General features: G+C 66.2%; 18 protein-coding genes. 9 read left to right on the forward strand and 9 right to left on the reverse strand.

Annotation, left to right across the window (positions count from 1 at the left end; all coding sequences use genetic code 11):
* Window positions 1–6 precede the first annotated feature (6 nt).
* Window positions 7–483: a (2Fe-2S)-binding protein gene (locus ACY34H_RS13770; protein ID WP_464978048.1), complete on the reverse strand. Its 477-nt coding sequence runs from the start codon at window positions 481–483 to the stop codon at window positions 7–9.
* A 130-nt stretch (window positions 484–613) separates the two neighbouring features.
* Between ACY34H_RS13770 and ACY34H_RS13775 the strand changes: the two genes are divergently transcribed.
* The gene (locus tag ACY34H_RS13775; RefSeq protein ID WP_464978049.1) at window positions 614–2,407 is read left to right on the forward strand and encodes an amidase; all 1,794 of its coding nucleotides are present in this window, start codon (window positions 614–616) and stop codon (window positions 2,405–2,407) included.
* A gap of 130 nt (window positions 2,408–2,537) precedes the next feature.
* Window positions 2,538–3,044, forward strand: coding sequence for a DUF6622 family protein (locus tag ACY34H_RS13780; RefSeq protein ID WP_464978050.1), 507 nt, complete (start codon window positions 2,538–2,540; stop codon window positions 3,042–3,044).
* Between the two features lie 50 nt (window positions 3,045–3,094).
* Here the strand turns inward: ACY34H_RS13780 and ACY34H_RS13785 are convergent, their stop codons facing one another.
* Window positions 3,095–5,173, reverse strand: coding sequence for a hypothetical protein (locus ACY34H_RS13785; protein ID WP_464978051.1), 2,079 nt, complete (start codon window positions 5,171–5,173; stop codon window positions 3,095–3,097).
* Between the two features lie 179 nt (window positions 5,174–5,352).
* A complete protein-coding gene (locus ACY34H_RS13790) occupies window positions 5,353–5,868 on the reverse strand; it encodes a hypothetical protein (protein ID WP_464978052.1) in 516 nt (171 codons plus the stop codon).
* A 185-nt stretch (window positions 5,869–6,053) separates the two neighbouring features.
* Here ACY34H_RS13790 and ACY34H_RS13795 point away from each other — a divergent pair, with 185 nt between their 5' ends.
* The 4 genes from ACY34H_RS13795 (at window position 6,054) to ACY34H_RS13810 (ending at window position 9,717) form a co-directional block, all read left to right on the forward strand.
* Entirely contained in the window at window positions 6,054–7,460 is a 1,407-nt protein-coding gene (locus ACY34H_RS13795; protein ID WP_464978053.1) for an L-cystine transporter, read from the forward strand.
* Window positions 7,461–7,561: 101 nt separating this feature from the next.
* Window positions 7,562–8,326, forward strand: a complete 765-nt coding sequence (locus ACY34H_RS13800; protein WP_464978054.1) for a histidine phosphatase family protein — start codon at window positions 7,562–7,564, stop codon at window positions 8,324–8,326.
* A 14-nt stretch (window positions 8,327–8,340) separates the two neighbouring features.
* Window positions 8,341–9,255 carry an NAD(P)H-hydrate dehydratase gene (locus ACY34H_RS13805; protein WP_464978055.1) on the forward strand — a complete coding sequence of 305 codons (915 nt, stop codon included), beginning with the start codon at window positions 8,341–8,343 and terminating at the stop codon, window positions 9,253–9,255.
* Window positions 9,256–9,363: 108 nt separating this feature from the next.
* The gene (locus tag ACY34H_RS13810) at window positions 9,364–9,717 is read left to right on the forward strand and encodes a hypothetical protein (RefSeq protein WP_464978056.1); all 354 of its coding nucleotides are present in this window, start codon (window positions 9,364–9,366) and stop codon (window positions 9,715–9,717) included.
* Window positions 9,718–9,814: 97 nt separating this feature from the next.
* Here the strand turns inward: ACY34H_RS13810 and ACY34H_RS13815 are convergent, their stop codons facing one another.
* From ACY34H_RS13815 to ACY34H_RS13830, 4 genes are all read right to left on the reverse strand, one after another.
* Complete coding sequence (locus ACY34H_RS13815; protein ID WP_464978057.1) at window positions 9,815–11,230, reverse strand: OmpP1/FadL family transporter; 1,416 nt, start codon at window positions 11,228–11,230, stop codon at window positions 9,815–9,817.
* A gap of 334 nt (window positions 11,231–11,564) precedes the next feature.
* The gene (locus tag ACY34H_RS13820; RefSeq protein ID WP_464978058.1) at window positions 11,565–14,786 is read right to left on the reverse strand and encodes an efflux RND transporter permease subunit; all 3,222 of its coding nucleotides are present in this window, start codon (window positions 14,784–14,786) and stop codon (window positions 11,565–11,567) included.
* Between the two features lie 21 nt (window positions 14,787–14,807).
* Window positions 14,808–15,956 carry an efflux RND transporter periplasmic adaptor subunit gene (locus ACY34H_RS13825; protein ID WP_464978059.1) on the reverse strand — a complete coding sequence of 383 codons (1,149 nt, stop codon included), beginning with the start codon at window positions 15,954–15,956 and terminating at the stop codon, window positions 14,808–14,810.
* 306 nt (window positions 15,957–16,262) lie between these two features.
* On the reverse strand, window positions 16,263–16,685 hold the full coding sequence (locus ACY34H_RS13830; RefSeq protein WP_464978060.1) for a divergent PAP2 family protein: 423 nt from the start codon (window positions 16,683–16,685) through the stop codon (window positions 16,263–16,265).
* Window positions 16,686–16,823: 138 nt separating this feature from the next.
* On the opposite strand from ACY34H_RS13830, the gene ACY34H_RS13835 reads away from it, so the two are divergent.
* A complete protein-coding gene (locus ACY34H_RS13835) occupies window positions 16,824–17,867 on the forward strand; it encodes a DUF475 domain-containing protein (protein WP_464978061.1) in 1,044 nt (347 codons plus the stop codon).
* A gap of 32 nt (window positions 17,868–17,899) precedes the next feature.
* On the forward strand, window positions 17,900–18,274 hold the full coding sequence (locus ACY34H_RS13840) for a hypothetical protein (protein ID WP_464978062.1): 375 nt from the start codon (window positions 17,900–17,902) through the stop codon (window positions 18,272–18,274).
* Window positions 18,275–18,543: 269 nt separating this feature from the next.
* Here the strand turns inward: ACY34H_RS13840 and ACY34H_RS13845 are convergent, their stop codons facing one another.
* Window positions 18,544–20,736 carry a coiled-coil domain-containing protein gene (locus ACY34H_RS13845; RefSeq protein ID WP_464978063.1) on the reverse strand — a complete coding sequence of 731 codons (2,193 nt, stop codon included), beginning with the start codon at window positions 20,734–20,736 and terminating at the stop codon, window positions 18,544–18,546.
* Between the two features lie 115 nt (window positions 20,737–20,851).
* Window positions 20,852–21,841, reverse strand: a complete 990-nt coding sequence (locus ACY34H_RS13850) for a serine/threonine protein kinase (RefSeq protein WP_464978064.1) — start codon at window positions 21,839–21,841, stop codon at window positions 20,852–20,854.
* An 81-nt stretch (window positions 21,842–21,922) separates the two neighbouring features.
* Here ACY34H_RS13850 and ACY34H_RS13855 point away from each other — a divergent pair, with 81 nt between their 5' ends.
* Window positions 21,923–22,618, forward strand: coding sequence for a UPF0149 family protein (locus ACY34H_RS13855; RefSeq protein WP_464978065.1), 696 nt, complete (start codon window positions 21,923–21,925; stop codon window positions 22,616–22,618).
* Window positions 22,619–22,786: the final 168 nt, after the last annotated feature.

Below are 22,786 nucleotides of genomic sequence, written 5' to 3' on the forward strand. Positions count from 1 at the left end.
CCTCTTTTATTTGACTGCCGCGTTGGCGACCACGGTACCCGCCGCGATCTTGATCGCGGTGCGGATCCGGCCATAGGTACCGCAGCGGCAGATATTGCCCGACATGGCGTTGTCGATGTCGGCATCGTTCGGCTTCGGCGTGGCCGCCAGCAGCGCGGTCGCGGCCATCACCTGGCCGGACTGGCAGTAGCCGCATTGCACCACGTCGATCTGGCGCCAGGCCTCCTGCACCCGGGCGCCGACCGGATCGTTGCCGATCGCCTCGATCGTGATGATCTTCTTGCCGGCGGCCGCCGAGACGGGCGTGACGCACGAGCGGATCGCCTGCCCGTCCAGGTGCACGGTGCAGGCGCCGCACAGCGCCACGCCGCAGCCGAACTTGGTGCCGGTCAGGCCGGCCACGTCGCGCAGGGCCCACAGGATGGGCATATCGTCCGGCACGTCGAGCGTGGTGTCGGTGCCGTTGATGTTGAGGGTGGGCATGCGGGCTCCTTCTCTTGATGTTGACGGTACAAACCTGGAACTATAGGGCAACGGGCGCTGCCTTGTCGCCCCGATGATAGACTTCACTGCGAATTTGCCCTGTTCGCCGCCAATTAAACTTCGAAATGAGATGACCGACCGCCGCCGCTTCCTGATCAATGCCCCGCTCGGCCTGCTGGCCGCCACCACTGCCACGGCTGCTACCGCGACTGCCGCGACCGCAGCCGAACCGCCCGCTACGGCCGGTGCCCCACCCACCTTCGGCGCGCTGCCGCCCGCCGGGCCGCAGGTATCCCCGGCCACGTTCGCGGAAGCGGAAAAGCTGCTGCAGGTGACCATGACGCCGGCCCAGCGCCAGATGGCCGCCCAGGCCTGGCCCACCACGCTGGCCGGCCTGGCGAAACGCCGCACCGGCCCGAACAAGGTGGCCATCGACGACAGCGTGGCACCGATGTCGCGCTTCGATCCGCTGCTGCCGGGCATGAAGGCCGGCCCGGCGCGCGCCCGCTTCGTGCGCGGCTTCGCCGATCCCGGGGCCCTGCCGGGCAGCGACGCCGACATTGCCTACGCCAGCGTGGCGCAGCTGTCGCGCTGGATCGAAGCGGGCAAGCTTACTTCCGAGCGTCTCACGCAGATCTACCTGGCGCGCTGCCGCCAGTTCGATCCGCGCCTGCGCGCCATCATCACGCTGCTGCCGGAACAGGCGCTGGAACAGGCACGCGCCGCCGACCGCGAGATTGCCGCGGGCCGCTACCGCGGGGCGCTGCACGGCATTCCGTATGGCGTGAAGGACCTGCTGGACACGGCCGGCATCGCCACCACCTGGGGCGCCGAGCCGCTGAAGGAGCGCACGCCCGTCACCGACGCCACCGTCATCGCGCGCCTGCACGAAGCGGGCGCCGTGCTGCTGGCCAAGCTGTCGCTGGGCGCGCTGGCGATGAACGACATCTGGTTCGGCGGCCAGACGATGAACCCGTGGCTGCCCGAGGAAGGCGCATCGGGGTCCAGTGCCGGTCCCGGCGCGGCGATGGCGGCGGCGCTGGTGGCGTTCACGATCGGCAGCGAAACCGGCGGCTCCATCGTCAGCCCCAGCACGCGCTGCGGCGTGACCGGCCTGCGTCCGACGTTCGGCCGTGTGCCGCGCACCGGCGCGATGACGCTGTGCTGGTCGCTCGACAAGCTGGGCCCGATGACGCGCTCGGTGGAAGACGCGATGCTGGTGCTCGACGCGATCGCCGGACCGGACGCCGGCGACGTGGCCAGCGTGCACGCGAAACTCGACTTCGACCCCGCCGTGCCGGTACGCGGCCTGCGCGTCGGCTACCTGCCCGAGTGGATGAAGGAGGGGATCGACCGCGCCGCGCTGGAGCTGGCCCGCAAGGCCGGCATGAAGCCGGTGCCGGTGGCGCTGCCGGACTGGCCGTACGGATCGCTGAACACGATCCTGTTCGCCGAAGCGGCCGCCGCGTTCGAGGAGTGGACATTCTCCGGCAAGATGGAGCTGCTCTCCGAGCAGACGCCGGATGCGTGGCCGAACCTGCTGCGCGAGGCGCGTTTCCTGTCCGCCGTCGACTTCGTGCAGGCCGACCGCATGCGCCGCATGGTCGCACAGCAGATGGCGGCCATCTTCGAGGAGGTCGACGTGCTGCTGGTGCCGTCGCTGCGCGACGAGATGCTGGTGATCTCAAACCATACCGGCCACCCTTCGCTGACCTTGCGCACCGGTTTCGTGCAGGTCGCCGAGGCGCGCAGCGACTGGGCTCCTCACCCGTCCCGGCCGCTGCCGAAGTTCGCGCCGCCGCGGCGCGTGCCGCACGGCGTCACGCTGATCGGCCGGCTGTTCGACGAAGGCACGATGGCGCGCGCCGGCATGGCCCTGGAACGCCTCTCCGGCGTGGCCGGGGAACGCCCGCCGGGCTTCTGAGCCGCTGCTGTTTCGCGCCGCCCCGGGCCCGTTTCGCGGCCCGGCGGCCCGTTTCCGTCGCAACGGCCTCGCCCCGACACGAACTGCCGGGCATGCTCTCCTCATCGACCACCCAACCTGAGGAACCGCCATGCTGCAGCAGATCGTCGCCTACACCCCCTTCCACGTCTGGCTGCTGCTGGCGGTCCTGGTCTGGCGCGGCATCGCCGCCAGCCGCGACCGCGTGATACCGCTGCGCCAGGTGTTCGTGCTCCCGGCGGTACTGCTGGCGCTGTCGCTGCACGACATGGCCGGCCGTTTCGGCATCGCTGGCCTGCCGGCAGCCGGCTGGCTGGCCGGCATGGCGGCCGCGACCCTGCTTGCATGGCGCTTCACGGAACAGGCGTATCCCGAGCACGCGGCCGGCGCCACGACCGTACGGCAGCGCGGCAGCTGGCTGCCGCTGGCGCTGATGATGGCCACGTTCGCGACGAAGTACGCCGTGGCGATCGTTTGCGTGATCGCCCCGGCGCTGGCCGGCGACACCTTGTTCGCCACGGCGGTCTGCACCCTGTACGGCGTGTTCAACGGGCTGTTTGCCGGCCGCGCGCTGCGGTGCCTGCCGTGGCCGGGCCAGCGCCACGCATTGCACTCGTAGAAAAGCCGCCTGGCCTGCGCGAAGCGGCGCCCGGGCGGGACGCGGTACTGCTAATACCCGTTGAACAGGTCGAAGTCGCCCAGCTGCGCATCCTGTACGCCGGTCAGCGTGGCGACCTGTACCAGCTCGTCGGCGGCCTGCACGGTGAACCGGGATGCGCTCGGCGGCTGACCCGGACTGCTCGACGCGACGAACTCGGCGGCGCCGCCATCGTCGATCATCTGCTGCCACACTCGGCTGGCGCCTTCGGGCGCCGTCGTGGTCCAGCTGACGACCACATGGCCGTCGGCCGCTTCGGCCACGGCGGGCGCGGTGACGGTGCCCGCAATGGCGACCTGGTTGACCTGCCACGCGGCACCGGCGGCGCTGCCGTCGGCCTGGTAATGGCGCCCCATCACCGCCGTGGTGCCGTCGGCCGCGACATTGTCCCAGGCGACGATGAAGCCGCCGTCGCGCAGGCCCGCCACGGCAGCGTCGTGCTGGAAGCCGGTGCTGGCGACCGCGACCGGGTTACCTGCACGCGTGCCGCCGGCGTCGAAGCGCTGCACCATCACGGCATCGTCGGCCGTGGCGGCGTTGCCGTCATCCTGGACCCAGGTGACTACCGTGCCGGAGACAACCGTGCCGGCTGCGCCATACAGCGTGGCAATGCCGACGCTGCCGACGACGCCCGTCGTGGCCAGCCGGACTTCGGTGCCCATGGCTTCGCCATCCCAGCGGAACTGCTGCACCAGCACGCCATGGGTGCCGCCGTTGTCCGACTGCCAGGCCACCATGCAGCCGTTGTCCTGCTCCGCGATCGCGGCGGCGCCCTGCTCGCCGGCGGTGCTGGCATTGACGATGACGTCGGCCTGCGCTTCGCCATCCCAGCCGAAGCGCGCCACGCGCACGTCGGTGCCAGCCTGCCATGTGACGGCGAAGCCGCCATCGATGGTCGCGGTGACGGCCGGCGCCGTCTGGTCGCCGGCGCTGCCCAGTACCACTTCGGCCCCGTTGACGCTGCCGTCGGCATTGAAGCGCTGCAGCGCGATGTCCCAGCCGCTGGCGGTGGCGCTCTGGTAAACGGCAACCCAGCCGCCGTCGTACAGCGCGGCGACGACCGGGACGGCCCGGTTGCCTGCCGTGGCGGAATTGATCTGCGCGGCGGGTCCGCGCGGCATGCCGTCGGCGTCGAACTGGCGGCAGAACACGCCGCTGCCGTCGGCATCGCTGGCCTGCCAGGCGATGACGTAGGAGCCATCCGCCAGGCCGGTCACGGATTGCGCCCGCGCATCGGCCGCCACCAACGGATCGATACCGGCCAGGTCCAGCGTGCCATCGGAAAACTGCAGGTGGCGGATGCCGGCCAGGGTGTCGGTACCGTCTTCGCCGGCGCGCAGGTCGCTGACGGTCACCCGGCCGTCGGCTTGCGTGATGATGGCGTATTCGCCCTGCTTGCCCGAGAACACGGCGGTATCGTCACCCGTGCCACCGACCAGCGTGTCGTTGCCGCCGCCGCCGCGCAGTACATCGTTGCGGGCACCGCCGTCGAGCAGGTTGGCGCCGCCGTCGCCGGCCAGCACGTCGGCGTGGCCGCTGCCTTCCAGGTTTTCGATATGGCGCAGGTGGTCGAAACCATCGGTCGAGCTCGCACCGCCCGTCACCAGGCTGGCATTCACCCCGGCCGCCGCGCCAGCATAGCTGGCCGTGTCGATGCCGTCGCCACCGTCAAGCGTGTCGTTGCCCGCACCGCCGGCCAGCACATCGCCGCCGCCGCTGCCGACGATACTGTCGTCGAACCCGGAGCCCTGCACGCGCTCGATCGACACCAGCGTGGCGTGGTCGGTCAAGCTGCCATCGATATCGAATTCCGACCGCGCCAGCTCGGCAGTACCATTGCCCAGATGGACCGTGACGGCGCGCGGAGCCGCGCTGTAATCGACGAGATCGCTGCCGGCGCCGCCGTCCAGCGTATCGTTGCCATCGGCGCCGAAGATCGTATCGTTGCCGCCGTAACCGTAGACGGCATCGTGGCCGGCATCCCCCGTCGGCCCGAAGCCACCGACGAAGATATCGCCGAAATCCGACCCTTCCTGTATATCGCCAGCAAAACCACCAAAAATAAGGGGAGCGCCAGACTTGACCGTCATGTAATCCTCCTGAGAAGTAAATTTCCGTATGGAAATTTAACACTGCCCAGGGCGAGTCATTCGTCGACGAATCACACCATTGATCGCCGACAAAGTGCCGTTGCTGGAGAGCTACATGAAGTGCCGCCTCGTGCAGGCGTTAAGCACGACTGCCGGCGCCGTGGCCGCACGACGACAGCTCAGGTGTCGATCTTGTCGTCCTCCGCTTGCGCTTCCTGCATGGCTTGCGGTTCGAGGTGTTCGGCGGCGATGTTGAGGCGGATGAAGGCACCCCAGGCCAGCAGCAGCCCGGCGGCGCACAAGCCGATCACGCCGGCATGCGGCAGCAGTTCGGGATGGCCGTGCAGGGACTGGAAGGCGGACACCAGGCATTCGATCGACAGCGACACCACGACCACGACGAGGAAACGCGACAGGAAGCGCCGGACCCGGGTCGGCGTGCTGGTGCTGGCCTCCCTCTGCACTTCTTCTTCCAGCACCGTCTGGCCCAGCTCGAAGGACGCGACGGCGATCGTCAGCAGGCCGACGCACTCCAGCACGCGCACGAAGCGGGGCGGTTCCTCGGCTTCGATCACGGCGGTCATCGCGGTCCAGAGTTCCCAGGCGGCCATGCCGACGAGCGCGACGCCGCACAGCAGGAAGAAGACGGCGACGGCAATATGGCCGGCGCCAAACAGCTTGTGAAGAAATTTCATTGCGCTCCAATGCATAAGGATATGCGGCAATATTCTCATGGGCACGGCAAGAGCGGTCGCACGCGAGCGGCGGGACGGCGGTAAAATTCGTCAAAGCAATGCCGTTGCAACGATTTCGCAGGCGGGCATTGCTCGGTTACCAAACTTTATTACCCCGATTACCCCATCCACCGGTCAGGATCACGATGACGTTCCCCGTTCTGCTCAATCTCGCCGCCGCCCTGCTCCTGCTGGGGTTCCTGTACCATCAGCAGCGCCGGCATGCCAGCTTCACCGTGCGCGTGTTCACGGCGCTCGGCCTGGGCGTGGTGTCCGGCGCGGCGCTGCAGGCCATGTACGGCGCCGACAGCGCCATCGTCAAGACCACCGGCGAATACCTGGACATCGTCGGCACCGGCTACGTGAAGCTGCTGCAGATGATCGTGATGCCGCTGATCATGGTGTCGATCGTGGCGGCGATCATGAAGCTGCGCGATGCCAAGTCGCTGGGCAAGATCAGCGCGCTGACGATCGGCACGCTGATGGCCACCACCGCGGTCGCCGCGGCGATCGGCATCCTGATGGCCAAGCTGTTCGGGCTGTCGGCGGCGGGGCTGACGTCCAGCGCCGCCGAAGTGGCACGCGGCGCCTACCTCGAAGGACGGCTGGCCGACGCGCAGGCGATCTCGCTGCCGAACATGATCTTGTCGTTCATTCCGGCCAATCCATTCCTCGACATGACAGGCGGGCGCAAGACGTCCACCATCGCCGTCGTCATTTTTTCCGTGTTCGTCGGCATCGCGGCGATCGGCATCGCCGACAAGAAGCCCGAGCTGTTCGTGTCGTTCGACCATGCGGTAAAGGTGGCGCACGCGATCGTGATGCGCATCGTGACGCTGGTATTGCGGCTGACGCCGTACGGCATCTTCGCGCTGATGGCCCAGGTGGTCGCCACGTCCAGCTATGCCGACATCCTCGACCTGATCGGCTTCGTGGCCGCCTCCTATTGCGCACTGCTGCTGATGTTCTGCGTGCATCTCGCCATCGTCGCCGGTACCGGACTGAACCCGCTGCGCTTCGCCAGGAAGATCCTGCCGGTGCTGACGTTCGCGTTCACGTCGCGCAGCAGCGCCGGCGCGATCCCGATGAACGTGCAGACGCAGGTGCAGCGGCTCGGCACCCCGGAAGGCATCGCCAATTTCTCGGCGTCGTTCGGCGCCACGATCGGCCAGAACGGCTGCGCCGGCATTTATCCGGCAATGCTGGCCGTGATGATCGCGCCCACCGTCGGCATCGATCCGTTTACCGTATCGTTCCTGCTGCCGCTGCTGGCGGTGATCACGATCGGCTCGGTCGGCGTGGCCGGCGTGGGCGGCGGTGCCACGTTTGCCGCACTGATCGTGCTTTCCTCGATGAACCTGCCGGTGGCGCTGGCCGGCCTGCTGATCTCGATCGAACCGCTGATCGACATGGGCCGCACTGCGCTGAACGTTTCCGGCGCGATCACGGCGGGCACGCTGACTTCGCGCGTGATGGGCGAGACCGACGTGGCCGTGTTCGAGCGCGACGCCGATGCGGATGCGGATATCGAATCGGAAACCACGCCCGCCTGAGGAAGCGATGCCGCGCCGGCGCGCGCGGTTGGGCGCCATCTCGCGCCACCGTTTTGCAGTTTCGTCTAGTATTCGCAAACCGAATTCTGAGACGGACGGCAATGGAACAAAAGTGGCCCCAACAGATGTGGATCGTGCGGCACGGACAAAGTGCCGGCAATGTCGCGCGTGAAGCAGCCGAAGCTGCCTCACAGTTTCTGATCGACATCGCCGAACGGGACATGGACGTGCCGCTGTCGCAACTGGGCGAACGCCAGGCGGCTGCGCTGGGGCAATGGTTCGGTGCGTTGCCGCCGGAGCAGCGGCCGAACGTGGTGCTGTTCTCGCCTTACCTGCGGGCGCGCGAGACGGCCCAGGCGATAATCGACTGCCTCGATCGCGATGAATTGCTGGCGGTGGTGACCGACGAGCGGCTGCGCGAAAAGGAGTTCGGCATCATCGACCGCCTGACGCCGCTGGGCATTGCCGACAAGTTTCCCGAGTTGCACGAGCAGCGCCGCCACGTGGGCAAGTTCTATTTCCGGCCACCTGGCGGCGAAAGCTGGTGCGACGTGATCCTGCGCCTGCGCAGCGTGCTCGAGATGATCACGCGCGAATACCGCGGCGAGCGCGTGCTGATCGTGGGGCACCAGGTGATCGTCAACTGCTGCCGCTATCTGCTCGAACGCATGGACGAAGACGCGATCCTCGCCATCGACCGTGCCGCCGACGTGCCGAACTGCAGCGTCACGTCCTACCGTTTCGATCCGGCCGCCGGCAAGCGGGGCAAGCTCGTGCTCGACCTGGAAAACTTCGTTGCGCCGCTGACGTCCACCGGCACGCCGGTCACGAAAAGCAAGGACCAGCCGGCGGCCCCCAAATCGTGACGACAGGAGCATCGATGACAACCGAAATCACCGCCGCCACGTTACGGGAATGGGCGCTGCCCGAACCGTCGTTCGACGACGACAAGGAAGGCCGCGGCCACGTGCTGATCGTGGGCGGCTCGCGCGAAATGCCCGGTGCCGTGATGCTGGCGGCGACCGCCGCGCTGCGGGCCGGCGCCGGCAAGCTGACGATGGCCACGGCGGCCACGGTGGCGCCGCTGGTGGCGACCGCGATACCCGAGGCCCGCGTGATCGGCCTGGGCGAAACCAGCGCCGGCGGGTTCACGGTGGAAGCGGCGCGGCGGCTCGGCGAACTGGCCGGCAAGACCAGCGCGCTGCTGGTAGGGCCGGGCATGCAGGACGATGCGGCCACCGCGGAACTGGTGCATGCGCTGCTGCCGCGCTTTGCCGGCACCCCCGTGATCCTGGATGCGGCGGCGATGGGCGCGGTGCGGGCGCAAGGCGAACCGCACCTGCTGGAGGAGCCGAAGGACATGGAACATTTCCGCTTCCGCGAAGCAGTGCTGATGACGCCGCACGCCGGCGAACTGGCGCACCTGACGCGGCGCGACAAGGAACGAATCTGCGACGCCCCGATCGAGGCGGCGCAGGAGGCCGCACGGCGCTGGAACGCGATCGTGGCGCTGAAGGGCGCCACCACCGTGATCGCCACGCCGGACGGCCAGCAGTGGCAACACCAGGGCGGCAATGTCGGCCTGGCCATTTCCGGCTCGGGTGACACGCTGGCAGGCATCATTGCCGGCCTCGTGGCACGCGGCGCCACACTGGAGCAGGCTGCCGCGTGGGGCGTTGCGCTGCATGCTTCCGCCGGCGAACAGCTGTCGATCCGGTATGGCGTGCTGGGTTACCTGGCGCGGGAGATTTCGGCCGAAATACCGGCCCTGTTGCGTACGCTAGCCCCAGCCTGAGGGAATAGCGGCACTTACTATCAGGCATGTCATTGAACCGGCAACCATCCTGGCGGTCTTACGACAACTGGGGGTTGCACCACTACCCCACTTTTTTAAGGAGTCGAAATGATCAAGCTGAGTAAATCGTCCGCCCTGATCCTGGCCGCCGTGCTGGGCACCGCCGCATTGACCGGCTGCAAGGACCGCAATGCGGACACGGCACCGGCCGACACCACGGCACCCGCCGTAACGCCGGATACGAGCACCACGCCGGCCGCTCCGGCCACCCCGCCGGCCAGCGGCACCAGCGGCGATGCCGGCACGACCGGCGGCGCCATGGACACCACCACCCCGCCGGCCGACGCCACCACGACGCCACCGACCGATGGCGCCACGACGCCAGCCTCGCCCGGCGGCACCTCGGGCACGTCCGGCACCGCCGGCGACACGGGCACCTCCGGCACCACGCCGAACCGCTGATCTGGCAATCAGTAAAAAAGCCGGCACCTCGCGCGAGGTGCCGGCTTTTTTTCGTGCCGCCGAGGCGGCACCCGCTGTGAATGCCGCGGTAAGACGATCAGAACTTGTAGTTGTAGGCCACGCCCAGCAGGTTCATGTGCGTCTGCCAGGTACCCTTCGTGGTTTCGCCATTGCCCGTGCAGGTCAGCAGGCCAGGACGGCAGTCGTTCCTGTAGTTGCTGTTCGCTTCCTTGAAGTCGAGGTACGAGTATGCAACGTCGATCGAGGACTTGTCCGACAGCTTCCAGTTGGCGCCGAAGGACAGCTGGTTGCGGTCCGAATCCGGCAATGCCGAATGGCGCAGCTCGTCGCTACGCACCGGCGCCTCGTCGTAGGCGATACCGGCACGCAGCAGCACGCGGTCGTTCAGCTTGTAGTTCGCACCCAGGGCGACGCGCACGGTGTTCTTCCACTGCTGGCGGATCACCTCGTCGCCATTGTCGGTGCCGAGGAACTCGATGTTGATGTTCTGCATGCGCGAGTGGCGCGTCCAGGTGACATCGAACACGCCGGCCCAGCGGTCGTCGAACTCGTGGTAGCCGTTTACCGACAGCGTTTCCGGCGTGCGCAGTTTCACACGCGCAGCGGAATCCTCGTGGTGCGATGCCGCTTCGATGACGCCATTCACGATGGGGTCGGTGGTCACGGTGGAGAAGTCCCAGTCGGCACCACCGCCCAGCTTGTGATCGATGTGCGAGCGGTAGGCGATACCGAAGCGGGTGCCCGGTGCCGGCTGGTACAGGTAGCCGACGTTGAAGCCATAACCCCAGTCCTTGCCCTCGACTTCGGCGCGCGCATCGGTGACGCGGGCCAGCAAGGCCGGATTGCCGCCCAGCGCGGCGATCTGGCGGATCAGCGCGCCACCCGTGCCGGCGGCCTGCGACGCGGCCACGGAACCGGGCACGTCGACCATCTGGCCCAGGCTGGCTTTCATGAACTCGGCCGTAATGCCGAAGCCGAACGAGTGGCGCTCGTTGATCTTGAATGCCATGGATGGATTCAGCGCGATCGCGGTCAGCTTCATGTTCGTCAGCGCGTAGCGGCCGGACCAGTCCCAGTCATACGACAGGTTGGCGCCGTACGGCACGAACATGCCGAAGCCGGCGGTCCATTGGCTGTTCAGCTTCTGGCTGTAGTACAGCGACGGCGCGGCCACCGCAGTGGGCGCGTAATCGTCCTGCAGGCGCGTGCCTTGGGTGCTGGTGCCGGTGAAACGGGTCGAGCCGCTATCGGCGTACGTGGAATGCGGCACCAGGCCGGTCACGCCGGTCATCAATTGCCGGCCTTCCAGCCGCGACAGGCCCGCCGGGTTGGCGAAAATCGTCGACGCATCGGCCGCCTCGGCGCCGTTTGCCTCGGCCGTACCTTGCGACGACACGCTCTGCGAGCCGAAGCGGTAGCCGGATGCGCCGGCGGTCGCGGACACGGTCGCCATCGCGGCCATGATGATCAGGGTCAGGTATTTTTTGTTCACGGATAGTCTCGCTGTCTATTCTTGCCATTCGAATAATTGCTCCCCTCTCACGGCTGGGGCTGCGGGGCGAGCATACTACACCACAGAAAATTTTGATACGAGCGTTCGTTTCCCCGCACTGCAACATGTATCAAAACAACTTTAGTAACAATTTGATTGATCAATCTGCTAGACAAGCACGGGGTTTTGGTCTCAAAAAACCAGATGGACAGGCTTCCCAACAACGTATCCCGTGAAACGTTGCTCAAAACCGGGGTCTGACCCCGGTCCAAGGAAACAATGGCCGAAAAAAAGGGCCGCTTGTGGCGGCCCCAATGGAGAAAGACGGTAGCGATCAGGCGGCTTCAGCCATCGGCGGCGGCGTCTTCGTGCCGCGGCCGGTGATCTTGTGCACGGCCTTCATGATCAGGCGATAGACCAGGCGCACGAACGTCAGCGCCAGGATGGCTTCGATGAACGTCAGCACGCCGGCAACAGCCACGTTCCTGCGTTCGGCGCGGCGGCTGAACTTGGCGAACATGCGGTCGCGGGTGATCTCGATGCTGTCGTAGAACGTGGGCACCATCAGCAGGGTCAGCACGGTGGACGTGATCGTGCCGCCGATGATCGAGACGGCCAGCGGACGGTAGAACTCGCCGCCCTCGCCGTGGCCGATGGCCACCGGCAGCATGCCAGCGATCAGCGCGAACGTCGTCATCAGGATCGGCCGCAGGCGCATGCGGCCCGCATACATCAGCGCATCCTCCCTGCCATAGCCCTCCTCTTCACGCTTGCGCGCCGCGTCCAGCAGCAGGATCGCATTCTTCGCCACCAGCCCCATCAGCATGATCACGCCGATCAGGCTCATCAGGTTGATCGTGCCCTTCGTCAGCAGCAGGGCGACGACGACGCCGATCAGCGACAGCGGCAGCGACAGCATCACCGCCACCGGCGCGGTGAACGAACCGAACTGGATCACCAGGATCAGGTACATCAAGCCGATACCGGCGACCAGCGCGATGCCCATCTGCGTGAACACTTCCTGCATGTCCTTGCCCGAGCCGGCGACGGCCAGGCCGTAACCCGGCGGGAAGTCCATCGACTTGGCGAGCTTCATCGCGTCGGCCGTCACCTCGCCGGGCGAGCGGCCCTGCACATTGGCGGACACGGAAATCACCCGCTTGCCATCCTTGTGCTGGATCTTGGCCGGGCCCTTGCCCATCGTGACGGTGGCGATCTGGTCCAGCGGCACCATCTGGTTGGTGCCGGACACGGCGATCGGCAGCCGCTCGATGTTCAGCGCATTGGTGCGGTCTTCCGGCGCCAGGCGCACGGCCACGTCACGCGTTTCGCCCGTCGGGTCGACCCAGTCGCCCACTTCGATGCCGGCAAAGGCCACGCGCAGCGCCGAGGCGGCATCGCCGGCGCCGATGCCCATCGAATTCGCCAGGCCGCGGTTCAGTTCGATCTGCAGCTCATCCTTCGGGTCCTGCTCGGACAGGCTGACGTCGACCGCGCCCGGCACCTTCTTCAGCTCATCCATGAAGCGGCTGGTCAGTTCCATCAGCTTGCGCGAATCCTCGCCCATGAATTCGATCTGCACCGGCTTGCGCGCACCGTTGTTCAGGTCTTCCAGCACTGTGTATTCGGCGCCGACCAGTTGCGCCAGCTTTTCACGCAACTCCTTGGCCACGTCGGTGGCGGAACGGTCGCGCTCCTTCTTCTTGCCGATGTCCACGTAGATGCGGCCGCCGGTCAGGTTGACGTAGGTGCTGGTCGCCTTGGTTTCCTTGATGGAATGCGCCATCTCGGCCGCCTTGACCATCTTCAGCTTCGAATACTCCAGGCTCGAGGACGACGGCGTGCGCACGTCGATCATGATGGTGCCGAAGTCGGTGGTCGGCAGGAACGAGCCGCCGCCGAACTTCATCTGCAGCCCGATGGCGGCGACGAAGCTGGCCACCGCGATCGCGGCCATCCAGCGCCGGTGATGCAGTGCCCAGGCGATCACGTTGCCGTAGCGGTCGGCCTGGTGGTCGAACCAATGGTTGAAGCGCTGCAGCACCTTCTCGATGCCCTTGCGCGGCGCATCGTGGTGGCCCGGCGGATCGCCCCAGTAGGCCGACAGCATCGGGTCGAGCGTGAACGAGATGAGCAGCGACACGGCAACGGACGCGGTGACGGTCAGTGCGAACGGCCGGAACCATTCGCCGGTGATGCCCGGCATGAACGCCACCGGGATGAACACGGCCATGATCGAGAACGTGGTGGCGGCCACCGCCAGCCCGATCTCGTTGGTGCCGTTGATGGCGGCGGTACGGCGGTCGGAGCCCATCTGCATGTGGCGCACGATGTTTTCCCGGACCACGATCGCGTCGTCGATCAGCACGCCGATGGCCAGCGACAGGCCCAGCAGCGTCATGAAGTTCAGCGTGAAGCCGCACAGCCAGACGCCGATGAAGGCGGCGATCACCGAGGTGGGCAGCGACAGCGCCGTGATCAGCGTGGAGCGCCATGAATTGAGGAAAGCGTAGACCACGAAGATGGTCAGCCCGGCACCCAGCACCAGTGCCTCGATCACGTTGTTGAGGCTGCTCTGGGCATCCTCGCCACCGTCGTTGGTGATCTCCAGCGTGGTGCCCTTGGGCAGCGTGGGCTCGATTTCCTTGACCATCGCATGGATCAGCTTGGAGACCGACACGGTGGAAGCGTCGCGCGAGCGGATGATCGAGATACCCACGTTGGGCTGGTTGGAACGCATCGACAGGCCGTTGACTTCGGCAAACCCGTCCTCGATGGTGGCCACCTGGCCGAGCCGCACCACCTCATCGCCATTACGCTTGACCACGACCGACTGGAACTCCTCGGGCCGCTCGATACGGCCCACCAGGCGGATGCTCTTTTCGTCCAGCGCGCCGCGCAGCTTGCCGACCGGCGCATTGGTGTTCTGCATGCGCAGCGCGTTGGTCACGTCGGTGATCGACACATTGTATTCACGCAGCTTCTCGGCCTTCAGCAGCACCGACAGCTCGCGCCGCAGTGCGCCGTCGACGTTGACCGTGGCCACGCCATCGATGCCGCGGAACTTCTCGGCCAGCACGTCCTCGGCCAGGCGCGAGATCTCGGCATGGGTCTGCGCCGTGGACGACAGCGACAGCTGCATGATCGGCTGGGCCGACGTGTCGATGCGCTGCAATACCGGCTCGCGCATTTCCAGCGGCAGCTTGTAGCGCACCGAGGCGATCGCGTTGCGGATATCGTCCGACGCTTCGATCAGGTTGCGCTCGAAGGTGAACTTGATCAGGATCGTTGCCGAGCCTTCGGCGGCGGTACCGTTGATCTCGGTGACGCCGGTGATGCTCTGCAGCGATTTTTCGATGCGGTTCAGCACTTCCCGCTCGACCGTCTCGGGCGAGGCGCCCGGGTATGGAATGGCGACGACGATGAACGGAATCTCGACGTCGGGATCCTGGTTGACGCGCAACTTGCTCAGGGCCAGCAGGCCGACGCACATCAGCGTGACGATCAGCACGACCGTCGCGACGGGGCGCTTGATACTGAAATTGGAAAGGAACATGGTGACGTATCCTGGTCAGGCTCAGTTGCCTTTGTTGGCGGCATTGCCGCTGGCGGATGCAACGTTCTTCGCCGCGGTCAGCTGCACCGGCTGGCCGTCCTGCACGGTCGAGCCGGGTGCGCGCAGCACCGTGTCGCCGGCCGCCAGGCCCTTGGTGACCTGCCACTGGCCGGTGCGCTCGTCGCGCGAGCCGATGGCCAGGCTCACCTTGGTCAGCTTGTTATCCTTCACGCGCCAGACGTAGCGGTCGTCGCCGGCCTGCACCATCGCCGATTCCGGCAGCATCAGCGCGTCCGACGTTTCGCTCTCGACGCGGCCCTCGGCATACAGGCCGGCCACGCGCGGCTGCGACGTGCCGGCAAAGTCGACCAGCACTTCGACCTGGCGCGTGACAGCGTTTGCAGCCGGGTCCACGCGCCGCACCTTGCCCTGGAAATTCTGGCCCGGGTAGCCGTTGACGCGGAACAGCACCGGCTGGCCCACCTTGACGACACCGATCTTGTCGGCCGATACCAGGCCTTCGAAGCGCATGCTGTTCGGGTCGATCACCTTGATCAGCTCCTTGCCGATCTGCGCGGTATCGCCGTTCGACACCTTGCGGTCGCTGACGATGCCGTCGAACGGCGCGCGCACCAGCGTGCGGTCGAGCTGCTGCCGGGCCTGCACGGCGCGGGCCCGCGCGGCGGCCATCTCGCTCTGCGCGGTATTCAGGCGCACCTCGGCATCTTCCAGCGCCTGCATCGAGGTCATGCCGGATGCGCGCAGCGTCTTGTTCCGTTCCAGCATGCGCTGGGCCTGGTCGACCACCTGCTTTGCATTACGCACGCTTTCCTCGCTCGAGGACAGGCTGTCGCGGATCGACGTATCGTCCAGCCGCACCAGCAGGTCGCCTTTCCTGACCGGCTCGCCGTTTTCCTTCAGGACCTGCAGCACGATGGCCGAGACTTCGGCGCGCAGGTCGGCACGGCGCTCCGGCTGGATCGAGCCGGTGATGACGGGACCGGCCGCCAGTGCATTGCTGTGCACGGTCAGAAGATCTTCCGGCGCGATCAGAAGCCTGGCTGTCTTCTTATCCTCCCCTTTCGCGGCCGCATCGGCTGCACCGGGTGGTTTTCCGCAGGCGACGAGGCTCGTGGCGACGGCGAGAGCGATCAGGGTATTTCGCAACATGAAGATCTCCGAGAGTTTTGGACTGCTGAGCTTATTGAGTGACAGCTTGAACAGCGAGCAATTGGACTGCGTTATGTTTTTTGTATGACCGGGAGCGCCGAGTATGTCCAGTGCGGCAGGCAGTGTCAATTCACCCGGGCCAGACTGCGGGAAAATGTGGCTGGACTGCTGAAAATCATGGACAGACTGCAGAGACGTTCCCGGACGGCCGGACGACCGGCGAGCCGGACGCTATTGCGGCGGACGTCCGCGCTGTCCGCCGCGGCAGTTTCCCTGCGCCGGGAATGGTCGCCCAGCCTGGTCCGTTCAGCCACGAGCGAACAGCGCGAATACCAGGTGGCCGATGGCGACGCCGGTTGCCAGGCCGCCGCAGATTTCAACCACCGTGTGGCCCATCCGTTCGCGCAGCCAGCGATGGGCCGGCCGCCCCTCGGCCAGCGCGTTGATCGCCGCCGCCTGGCGGCCCACGTGCTGGCGCAGGCTGTTGGCGTCGATGATCACGATGAAACACAGCGTGACCGCCACGCCGAACGCAGGATGGCCGATTCCCTCGCGCAGCGCGATCAGCGTTGCCATGCTGGACACCACGGCGCTGTGATTGCTGGGAAAGCCGCCATTGCCCACCAGATTGAACGCCCATTTTCGGGCGCGGATACTGTTGATCAGGAATTTGATCGGGCCGACAGTGATCCAGGTGAGCAGCGGTGTGACGAGATAGGCGATATCCATGAGTAACTTCCGAATTCCTTTTTGGCAATTCTTCATTATCGCAGAAGCCGGCTCCCCGAAGGAAGCGGCTCAAGTAAAATCGGCCGGGTGCTGTTTTATTTTCTTTTATAACTAATAACTAATCATGAAGGATGGGGCATGAAGCATTTCAGGATTTCAATCATCGTCACGGTGGTGTTAATGATAGTGGCCTGCTGGTGGGGTTATAGCCAGCGCGGCATCGCGGGATTGTTCTCGGCGCTGTGGATTACCGGCGTGCTGGGGATCATGGAGGTGTCGCTGTCGTTCGATAACGCCGTGGTCAACGCTTCCGTGCTGAAGGACTGGAACGCGTTCTGGCAGAAGCTGTTCCTGACCGTCGGTATCCTGATCGCCGTGTTCGGCATGCGGCTGGTGTTCCCGCTGGCGATCGTCGCGGTCGCCACCGGACTGGACCTGTTCCAGGTGTGGACCATGGCGACCACGCAGCCGAACGAATATTCCCGCCACCTGATGGACGTGCATGCCGAGGTGGCGGCATTCGGCGGCGCGTTCCTGCTGCTGGTGTTCCTGAACTTCATGTTCGACGAGGAAAAGGAAGTGCACTGGCTGGGCTGGTTCGAGAAAGCCGCGGCAAAGATTGGCACCGGCAGCCTGTCGGTCCTGCTGGCGCTGCTGGCGATCCTCGTCTGCGTCGAACTGGTGGAGGAAACGCATCGCTTCGCCGTGCTATATGCCGGTATCTCGGGCATCGCGATCTACCTGGGCGTCAAATGGCTGTCCGGACTGCTGGAAGAGAAAGAGCATGTCGGGGAAGGAACCGGAGAGATCGGCAAGGCGGTGCAGCGCGGCAGCATCGGCGGCTTCCTGTACCTGGAAGTGCTCGATGCATCGTTCAGCTTCGATGGCGTGATCGGCGCATTCGCGATCACCAGCGACGTGGTCATCATCATGCTGGGGCTGGCGATCGGGGCGATGTACGTGCGCTCGCTGACTGTTTACCTGGTGCACAAGGGCACGCTGGACGAATTCATCTACCTGGAACACGGCGCGCATTACGCCATCGGCATCCTGGCGGTGATCATGCTGGCCAGCGTGCGATATCACGTGCCAGAATGGTTTACCGGCCTGTCGGGGGTAGCGTTCATCGTGGTGTCACTGTACTCGTCGGTGAAGTACCGCAAACGGATGGTGATGCAGTAAGATCGCAGCATTTCAACTCTGACCAGCCCGCCATGATACGACGCACCCGACGTTCCCCCTTCCTGATCCTCATCGGCCTGCTGGTCGTGGCCGCCCTGCTGTTCTGGGTATGGGCCATGGCCGCGCTCAATTTCTCGTACTCCGAAGGCGAGCGCAACGGCTTCCTGCAGAAATTCTCCAAGGTGGGCTGGTTCTGCAAGACATGGGAAGGCGAGATGCTGCTGACCTCGATGCCGGGCGCGATCCCGGAGAAATTCCACTTCAGCGTGCGCGACGAGCAGGTGGCCCGCAACCTGTCGGCCGCGATGGGCAAGCGCGTGACGCTGACCTACGCCCAGCACAAGGGCGTACCAACCAACTGCTTCGGCGAAACCGAGTACTACATCGAGAAAGTGCTGGTGCAGTAGCCGGTAGAAACGAAAACTGGGGACAGACCCTGTTTTTCAGGAAACAAAAGGGCTGCCGTCTCCGGCAGCCCTTTTGTTTGATTGGCAACGCTAGAAAGCGGCTCGGCCAGGATCGTTGTTGAACACCCGGCCCGTCCCTGCCTCGGCATTGTTGTCTCAAAAACAGGGTCCGTCCCCAGTTTTTAATTGCCTGAAAAACAGGGTCCGTCCCTATTTTCGAATTGCCTGAAAAACAGGGTCCGTCCCTATTTTCGGGTTCGTCCCTATTTTCAAGCTTGCAGCTTGCGCTGCACGGCGTTCAGCGAGCGCTGGGCGGCTTCGTAGCGGGCGGTTTCCTGTTCCAGCAGCGCCTGTTTTGCGGCGGCCAGCGCGGCGGTGGTGTCGGCGGCCTTGCGCTGCATGGCCGCATGGGCCCGGGCCGCTTCCAGCAATTCCTGCTGGTGCGCCGCCTTGTCGCGCGAGGCCGCGGCGGCAGCCGATTCCAGCATTTCCCGTTCACGCAGCATGGCGGCCGCGGCCAATTCGGCATCGGCACGTTCACGCGCGGTGGTGGCGATCGCGATTTCCGAGCCCATCCGGCTTTCGATCGCGCGCGCGGTCTCTTCCTCGGCCGCGGCGGCTGCCTGCTGCTGCACCGTCTGCTGTTCCAGCAGCGCCAGCGCGGCTTCTTCGCGGGCAATGAAAGCACGTTCCGCTTCGATCTGCGCTTGCACGGCCGCCGCCTTGGCCAGTTCGGTGCGAGCCCGCTCGCGGTGCACTTCGGACAGCTCGGCGCCGAGACGGGCCTGCGCCGCGGCGGCCTGGGCAGCCTCTTCCTTCTGTTGCACTTCCACTTCGCACTGTTCGGCCATCATCGCCAGCGCGGCAGCCTCTTCGCGGATCGCCTCGGCGCGCCGCAGGTCCGCAGCGGCATGGCGGGCGGAAGCCTCGGCCTGCTCGCGTTCGGCCGCGGCCCGCGCCTCGGCGGCGGCGGTGGCGCGCTCTTCCTCGGCCAGCCGCACCTTCAGCGCGGCGATCGCTTCCTGCTCGGCGGCGGCACGGGTGTGCTCTGCTGCCAGCAGGCGCTCGGCTTCGCCGGCCTTCCGGCGCGCCAGCTCATTGGCGGCATCGAGTGCCGACGCGTGCTCGGCCAGCGTGGCCACTTCAGCGCTTTCGGCATCGTTTTTCTCACGCGCCAGCCGGGTGGCGTCCCGCGACAGTTCGGCCCGCTCATCGGCGAGCCGGGCGGCACGCGCCTGCTCCTCGGCCTCGGCACGAGCGGCTTCGGCGGCGGCCTGTTCGGCCTGCTGGCGCAGTTTTGCCTGTTCAGTAGCGTGGCGCTCGGCATCGAGCTTGCCGCGCGCATCGAATTCGGCCTGCTGTTCCGCTTCCACGCGCCCCAGCGCCACCGCATGCAATTCGCGGTCGGCCGCGATGCGCGCCTCGGTGGCGGCAATGATGCGGGCATCGGCATCGCGGCGCGCCTGCGCCGTCGTTGCCGCCATCGCTTCCAGGCGTTCGCGGTGCTGGGCGGCATCGCGGATTTCCTTTTCCGTCTGCAAACGCAGGTGCAGCGACATCGCGGCACTGCGGTCCGACTCGGCTTTCGCCAGCGCGATCGCTTCGCGTTCCTGCTCCAGGTGGGCCAGCGCGCGCGCTTCTTCGGCCGCATGGACCTCGGCGGCAGCGCGGGCAAACGCCGATTCCAGCGCCACGTGATCGGCGCGCTCGCGCTGGCGGGTCGCTTCCAGTGCTTCGGCCTCGGCTTCGGCCAGTTGCTGCGCGGTCTGCCGCGCCGAATAGGCATGGCGCTCCCGCTCACGCGCCAGCGTGGCCATGCGCGCATCGGCGGTGGCGATACCGATCACTTCCTCTTTCGCGGCCTGCACGGCAGCCACGCGTTCGGCGGCCTGCAGTCGGGCCTGCTGCGTCTGCTTTTGCAATTCGTCGGCGGCCTGGGCCGCCTGTTCGGCCAGGTGCGCCTCCGCTTCCATCTGCTCGGTGGCGCGGCGGCGCGTTTCCTCCTCGGCACGGGCACGCCCTTCGGCGGCCTGGCGGATCTGGTTGTCGGCTTCCACGCGTGCGCGCAGTTCGGCGGTTTCCTGCTTGACCGCTTCCAGCTTGGCCACACTGGCCTGGGCGGCGGCACGCAGGCTTTCCAGCCGCTCGCGGTTGGCGGCAATCACGTCCTCGGCGGCCTGGGCATTCTGCAATGCCACGGCGGCCGCGGCGGTATCCATCGCGGCACGGTCCTCGGCCAGCGAGCGGGCGCGCGCCTCGGCATGGGCCCGGCTCTCGGCCGCGCAGGCCGCCTTGGCTTCCGCTTCCACCCGCGCGATGGCCTGCTGGATGGCGCGCATCTCCGCTTCGGCGCGGTCCGGTTTTACCGCGCTATTGGCTGCTTCGGCCGGCTCGGCCAGGTCGTGGTCGGCGTCATCGGCGGAGTAGGCGACGTGCAGGGGGTGGGCCAGTTGTGCTTGCATGACAGTCTCGCTCGAAGGTTACGGGATTTCCGAGCTGCCATTATCCCGGCCGTTCGCGCACGGCCAGCGCTGGATCAGAGCGGGATTTCCCCGCCTGTTCGCCGCTTGCGGCGGATCAGGCCGGCCACAGCGGCGGCTCATCCATCAATGCCACCTGCTCGCGCAATTCGAGGATGCGGTCTTGCCAGTAGCGCTGCGTGTTAAACCATGGGAACGCGGCGGGAAAGGCCGGATCGTCCCAGCGCCGCGCCAGCCAGGCGGCATAGTGCATCAGCCGCAGCGTGCGCAGCGCCTCCACCAGGTGCAGCTGGCGCGGATCGAACTCCATGAAATCCTCGTAGCCGGCCAGGATGTCGGACAGTTGCCGCACCATCTCGTGCCGCTCGCCGGACAGCATCATCCACAGATCCTGCACCGCCGGCCCCATGCGCGCATCGTCGAAATCGACGAAGTGCGGCCCGGCATCCGTCCACAGCACGTTGCCGCCATGGCAATCGCCGTGCAGGCGCAGCAGCGGCAGGTCGCCCGCCCGGTCGTAGCAGCGGTGGATGCCGTCCAGCGCCTGGGCAGCCACGCTGCGGTAAGGCTCGATCAGTTCCGGGGGCAGGAAATCATTGGCCAGCAGGTAGTCGCGCGATGCGATGCCGAAGGTGTCGATGTCGAGCGCCGGCCGCTCGGCAAACGGGCGCGTCGCGCCGACGGCGTGGATGCGGCCGATGAAGCGGCCCGTCCATTCCAGCACATCGGGATCGGACAGCTCGGGCGCCCTGCCCCCATGCCGCTCGAAGACGGCAAAGCGGAAGCCGGCGAACCCGTGCAGCGTGCGGCCGTCGATCGCCAGCGGCGGCACGGCGGGAATCTCCTGGCCGTGCAACTCGGCCAGGAAAGCGTGTTCCTCGAGGATCGCGGCGTCGCTCCAGCGTTCCGGCCGGTAGAATTTGACGACGACGGGCTTGCCATCCTCGATGCCCACCTGGTACACGCGGTTCTCGTAGCTGTTCAGTGCCAGCAGGCGGCCGTCGCCGTACAGGCCGACAGCGGCCAGCGCATCGAGCACGCAATCGGGGCCGAGTGCGGAAAATGGATGTGTGGTTGGATTGGCCATCCCGCATTGTAAGGCGGCGGACCTCGCCACGGCATGGCGACCCGCGTATACTGTCGGATTACTTTAGAAGAAAGCACATCCATGCAACTCGACCAGCCACTCTCCGAAAAAGAACTCGACGACCTGGACCAGTTCCTGCTGGGCGAGCGCACGCCCGAGGATGCGATGACGCTCGACCACCTGCACGGCTACATGACGGCCATCGCGATCGGTCCGGAAACCATCATGCCGGCCGAGTGGATCCCGCGCATCTGGGGCGACGACGGCAAGCAGGTGCCGAAATACAAGAACGACAAGGAAGCGGACCGCATCTTCAACCTGATCATGCGCTTCTATAACGAAGTGACCATCACCTTCGAGGTGGCGCCGAAGGAATTCGAGCCGCTGTTCGTCGAATATGAGGAAGACGGCAAGCCGCTGATGAATGCCGAAGCGTGGTGCTGGGGCTTCTGGGAAGGCATGGAACTGCGCCCCGGCTCGTGGGACGAGATCTGGGATTCCGAGATCGGCGCCCTGATGCGCCCGATCTACCTGCTGGGTGCCGACGAGATCGAGGAAGACGAATTGCCGGAAGTGGAAGACCCGCTGAAGGCGCACAAGCTGGCACTGGAAATCGAAGCGAACCTGCCGGCGATCCACAAGTTCTGGATCCCGCGCCGCAAGGCACCGGTGACGACCGTCAAGCGCGAAGAGCCGAAGGTGGGCCGCAACGACGACTGCCCTTGCGGCAGCGGCAAGAAGTACAAGAAGTGCTGCGGCACGGAAGCAGCCAGCTGACGCCAGGCAAGCCACCCCGCGGCGGCGCACGGCAGATTGTCAAGCGTGCCGCCCGGCTTGTACCGTGCAAGTGTTGCACCGATACATGAATCTTCGATACCTCGGCCGGCATGGGGCAACCCGCTGCTAGAATTGGCTTTTCGCCAACTTCTTGATCGAGGAAAGAAC

Source organism: Pseudoduganella sp. jia 9 (genome assembly GCF_055502615.1).